Genomic DNA, 4,542 nt, shown 5'->3' on the forward strand with positions numbered 1-4,542 from the left:
AGCTTGAGTATTAAAATATTTAGGGGTCATCAAAGCAGGCTTACCATCTGTATAGCCACCGCCACAACCTATCATAAAGCTCATTATGCCCTCCCCATATATACTTCGCTTGCACTAGCTATGAAGTAAGAAAAGACTTCAGTTTCTCCTAAATCAGTTGGCACTTCTCTCCATTTTATATTGCTATTCCAGCTTTCTATTCTATTAGCCCCTTTAACAACTATAACACCACCCTGTCCTACGCCAAACTGAGTTGGCCAAAAAGAAAAATCTCCACGTGTGCTGTCTAAGGTTATTATGAAGTTTTTACCTTTCCGAGGGTCAATACTCATCTCATTAGAAAGCTCCACAATATTCTCAGTATAGGGCAAGAGGTCAAGAGTTATTTTTCCCTTAGCATCTAGTCCTGCATAGCCATTTGGTTTGTTCCTAGGGGGTATGTTTGCTCTAATATCATTTAAGCCTTTCTCTGTGATTTTCTTATCAGCATAATAATTATCTAAATATCCTTTAATGTCACGAGCTCTAACTCTATATAGTGAATTATTGAAAAACACACCAAAAGTATAGTCATAGTTATTTTTTTCAAGGAATATATCATACGCAGGAGACGTTATGGAGGTGTATGAGGCTATCGTTCCAACAGATATAAAACCATTTTGCCCTCTCACAACAACCTTATTTGCTTCATTTTCATTTGATACATCGCCTTTTTTGATAAAGTAACGGTCTGCTTGCTCTTTAGTATAAGCATCAACCTCTTGGGAGCTTATAAAGTCCTTGATAGACATAGACCTAAGCAAGCCTTCCCCTGTATCTCTTACGATAAATCTCCACTTGTCAGTCGCTAAAGAGCTCTTTATATCGCTCACTTCAGCTTTTGTTGTTGCATTAAGATAAACGTTAGTAGCATAGATATTGCCTTGAGCGTTTCTTTTTACAAGCTTACCATTAGCATTACTCTCAGCTGCGTCACTCTCTCTTAGCACCCCTTGCAATAAGTTGTTTATTTTATTGCTAGAGTAAGTTTGAGCTATGCCTGCTTGGGTGTCGTTGATAAGTCCTGATTTGTTTAGGTTCTCTAGGCTACTCTTTAGGATCTCTAGGCTTGCCTTAAGAGCATTTAACTCCGTTTGTTTGCCTTTAAAGTCATTAAGGATAGTCTTAATCTCATTTAGAGATGATGTGGCTGTATTAAGGGCTTCATTGGCTTTTGTATCTACACTAGATTTAGTTGTGGCTATCTCTTGTAAAGTCTCATTTTTTAAAATATTGATATTAGAAATAGTATTATTTAAAGTATTTATATTTTCATCTATTTTTCTTAGTATAATGTTTTTATTGTTAATTATTTCGTTAGCTATATCTCGACTTTGTTCTTCTATGGTTTTTATATCATCAAACTTCCTATCGACCCCTTTTTTTATCTCACCAATCTCATTATATTTTTGCTCTATTCTTTCGCTTTTACTTGAAATATTTTCATATATTAGAATGGTATCATCTTTGGCTTTTATAATGTTTGTTTTTGCATCTTCTATTTCTTGTTTGGTAGTATTTATTTCCTCGCTTCTACTATCGATTGAGGCTTTTACCTGCTCTATTGATTTTTCGGTGTTTAACACTACTGTTTTTATGTTATTTAATACTTCTATCTGCGTTTTGGCTTGGTTATTAGCCTCTCTTAGCTCTTCAAAATTAAGCTCATTAAGGATCACATCAAGCTCATTGATCTGCAAAAGCAAAAATTTAAGTGCTTCTAATGTCTTATTCCCGAGTTTCAATTCTTCTATTGTTACCATTTTTTAGCCTTTGCTGTATCTTTCATCTTTTTTATTCTTTCTGCAAATTCTTTAAAAAAACGCAAGAGATCTATTTTGCTTAAATCTTTTGCGTTTTTTAAAACCTTATAGAGATCATATTCGGTCATAGTCACTCATTTCGTTTGCGTTGTAGTCTGCTATCGCCTCAAGTGTTAGTGTGCGATAATAAGTGTCTTTATTTATTAAAAAAGCTACATAGTTAATCACTGCATAGCTCAAAGCTTCATCTATTTGTAGGTGCTCTTTTGGATTGCTAAAATTTGGTATATCTGGCACGCAAATAAAAGTATCTTCTTTTAAATTTCTATATGGTGTCTCTTCACTACCCACTCGCCTAATAAGGACGTTAGGCACGCACTTATCGCAGCAAAAAAGCATTGCTTCTAAAAATAGTGAGCCAAGCATATCATCAGCAGGGAGCTTAACCCCTGCTGTCGTTTTAAAGCTCAAATGTTTTTTTGCTTCGGTTGCAAGCATTGTTATGCCTTTAAGCCAACGCCTATTGCAAATGCGTCTGCGTTTCTTACTTCAATACAACTTTCTGTGTAGTATCTCTTTTGGATAGCTGTTTTTGAAGTAGTCACGTCTTTTAGCTCGGTTGGGACAAGTAGTCCATTTTTCATGTAGTCAAAGTCGCCTGCAATGATACAATCGCCTAATCCGTATTTAGGGCTTAAGAAGCGGTGAAGTCTAAAATTTACCCTGCCAAAGTCAGTGTCTAGGCTAACAACGCTAGAGTTAATGTTTTTCTCGTTGCCAAATTGGCGAGTTGCTATTTTATTGATAGCTGGCTTTAGATCAGCGCCAATGAATACATCTTTTGGAGTTGTGCCTGCGTCCCAAATGTTTTGAAGTAGTTGAGATAAGATAGTTTCAGTTAGTGCTACTGGAGTGCCTTTCCAATCGCCTGAGCTATCAAATGCTACAACATTGCCACGCTTACCACTTGCAAATGCAGCCGCACCCTTAGCCAAGAAGTAAAATAAGCCTGCCATTTCGCCAGCTGTTGCATCCGTTCTAACAGTCGGTGCTTTAAACACGCTCTTTTTAACATCAGCATCACGACCAAGACCAAAGATAGCATACTCCATATCTAGCTTATGCTCTTTCGCTCTTTTTGCTGTCTCGCGCTCTAGCTCTTTACCGCCATAAGTAGCCACTGCTTGCATACTTCTTGAAACGCTAACGTTTGAAGTGAAAATTTGCACCGCATTTGAAGTCTTTTGCACGCTTGATTTGATCTGATCATCAAAGTCAGAAATCTCTAGTTGTGCATTTTTCTTTGGGGCAGCTAAGCTGTCAGTTACCAAGAGTGCTCTATACCTTTAACACTTGAAGTGCCAATAAGTTTAAGTATAGGCGTCTCATCAGCACCTATTAAAATTATTTTGTCATATACCGAAGGCTTTAGCCCTTCTCTTTTTGTTGCTGGGGCTTGAAACCCAGTAGTTGTTATTGCCATTTCTTTGCTCCTTTTATGCAATTTAATGGCAATTTATCATTTGTAGCTGTGTCAAATCTACCCAATTTTGAGAAAATCAAAAAGAAAATTTAATGTTTTTAAAAAAAGTGAGCCCTAAAAGATAGGGCTTTTAATTATTTTCGGAGTTTTTAGTAGATATATAGCTATTTTTAGTTGCTTGACTAATTTTATTTTTAGTTAGTCTATTAACCGCTTTAGCTTTTACGCCGTCGCTTATATGTTTATTGAGCAATATTTTTTCAACTGCACTAACTTTGTCGCTACTATTGTCTATCGCATCAAGTAGTTTAAGTTTTGGGTTCTCAAACTTCATCGGCTCTTTTAGATTTCTATCAGAATAAAAGGTTATAATATCATCATTAGCGGAGGTTGAAGTAATTGCGGAGTGTATCCCGCTTCCTCCGTTTTTATCCTTTATATCATTTATGACAAGCCTAAATCTCACACCATCTTTATCTTCCCATTCATAAAGCCTTGCGTTGCGATCATTTATAAATGGTTCTTTATATTCTTTTATAAATTTACGCATATTCTCGCCCATATTTAATAGTTCTTGCTTCGTAACATAACCTTCCTTTGTTGTGTCTTCTAAATGCTTTATCTCGATATGTTTAGCCCCTTTGTTTTTATTTCCTATCGCATATCTTACCGCTCCCTCTACATCCTTTAAATCCTTATAAACTGGAGTTGAAAATTTGCCATTATATGTAACATTATAGATGCCTCGTTTTTCTTTTAACTCAGGCAATTTTTGACTAAAATTTACGCCATCTTCTCTACTTACAAATGTCTCGTTTGGATTTACATCAAAAGTCTCATGCGGATGAGCTCTGCCTTTTTTATTTAAGTCGAGCCTATTTTGTACATTCCTCGCTTCAGCTTCACCATGATATAGAGCATATTTTTTATCAGTTGCATTGCTTCCTTTCGCAAACCCTTCAATATCTTGTATGGCGTGTTGGATTTCGTGCATTAAGGTTGATTTATCTGCTATTTCACTAAGTCCAATTTCTTTTTTAACTGGATCATAATAGCCTTTATCCCCTAATGAATAAATGTCATTTTCTTTATTAAAATTTCCATTGTTTTTTACATGTTTTATTTGGTTTGGGTTAAATGCAATTATTACGTTATCGTCTAATATGATGCTATCATATCCTGCCTTTTGCAATTTATCTTTAAATGCTTTTGCCTTTGTATCATATTGTTTTAGGTTAGTATTTTTTATATATTCAT

At 35.5% G+C, this 4,542-nt stretch carries 5 protein-coding genes and 1 pseudogene; all 6 read right to left on the reverse strand.

The genetic code is table 11. The features are described 5' to 3' along the window. Window positions 1-83: 83 nt before the first annotated feature. Window positions 84-1,802, reverse strand: coding sequence for a hypothetical protein (locus Q0296_RS10900; protein WP_298040506.1), 1,719 nt, complete (start codon window positions 1,800-1,802; stop codon window positions 84-86). Beyond that, the gene (locus tag Q0296_RS10905) at window positions 1,796-1,930 is read right to left on the reverse strand and encodes a hypothetical protein (protein WP_275586081.1); all 135 of its coding nucleotides are present in this window, start codon (window positions 1,928-1,930) and stop codon (window positions 1,796-1,798) included. The genes Q0296_RS10900 and Q0296_RS10905 overlap by 7 nt, the downstream gene beginning before the upstream one ends. Next, on the reverse strand, window positions 1,917-2,300 hold the full coding sequence (locus Q0296_RS10910; RefSeq protein WP_298040510.1) for a hypothetical protein: 384 nt from the start codon (window positions 2,298-2,300) through the stop codon (window positions 1,917-1,919). The genes Q0296_RS10905 and Q0296_RS10910 overlap by 14 nt, the downstream gene beginning before the upstream one ends. 2 nt (window positions 2,301-2,302) lie before the next feature. Next, window positions 2,303-3,133, reverse strand: coding sequence for a DUF5309 family protein (locus Q0296_RS10915; protein WP_298040512.1), 831 nt, complete (start codon window positions 3,131-3,133; stop codon window positions 2,303-2,305). Beyond that, window positions 3,127-3,285 (reverse strand): hypothetical protein, encoded by a 159-nt coding sequence (locus Q0296_RS10920; RefSeq protein ID WP_298040514.1) that lies wholly within the window; start codon window positions 3,283-3,285, stop codon window positions 3,127-3,129. Before Q0296_RS10920 ends, Q0296_RS10915 begins: the two co-directional genes overlap by 7 nt. Window positions 3,286-3,415: 130 nt before the next feature. Continuing rightward, a pseudogene (locus Q0296_RS10925) lies at window positions 3,416-4,542 on the reverse strand (hypothetical protein); the annotation flags it as partial.

The organism is uncultured Campylobacter sp. (assembly GCF_937890585.1).
Taxonomy (GTDB): Bacteria; Campylobacterota; Campylobacteria; order Campylobacterales; family Campylobacteraceae; genus Campylobacter_A.

Coding starts and splice junctions, on each gene's coding strand:
- Q0296_RS10905 (WP_275586081.1), bottom strand. CDS start 1,930: ATGACCGAATATGATCTCTATAAGGTTTTAAAAAACGCAAAAGATTTA.
- Q0296_RS10920 (WP_298040514.1), bottom strand. CDS start 3,285: ATGGCAATAACAACTACTGGGTTTCAAGCCCCAGCAACAAAAAGAGAA.
- Q0296_RS10900 (WP_298040506.1), bottom strand. CDS start 1,802: ATGGTAACAATAGAAGAATTGAAACTCGGGAATAAGACATTAGAAGCA.
- Q0296_RS10910 (WP_298040510.1), bottom strand. CDS start 2,300: ATGCTTGCAACCGAAGCAAAAAAACATTTGAGCTTTAAAACGACAGCA.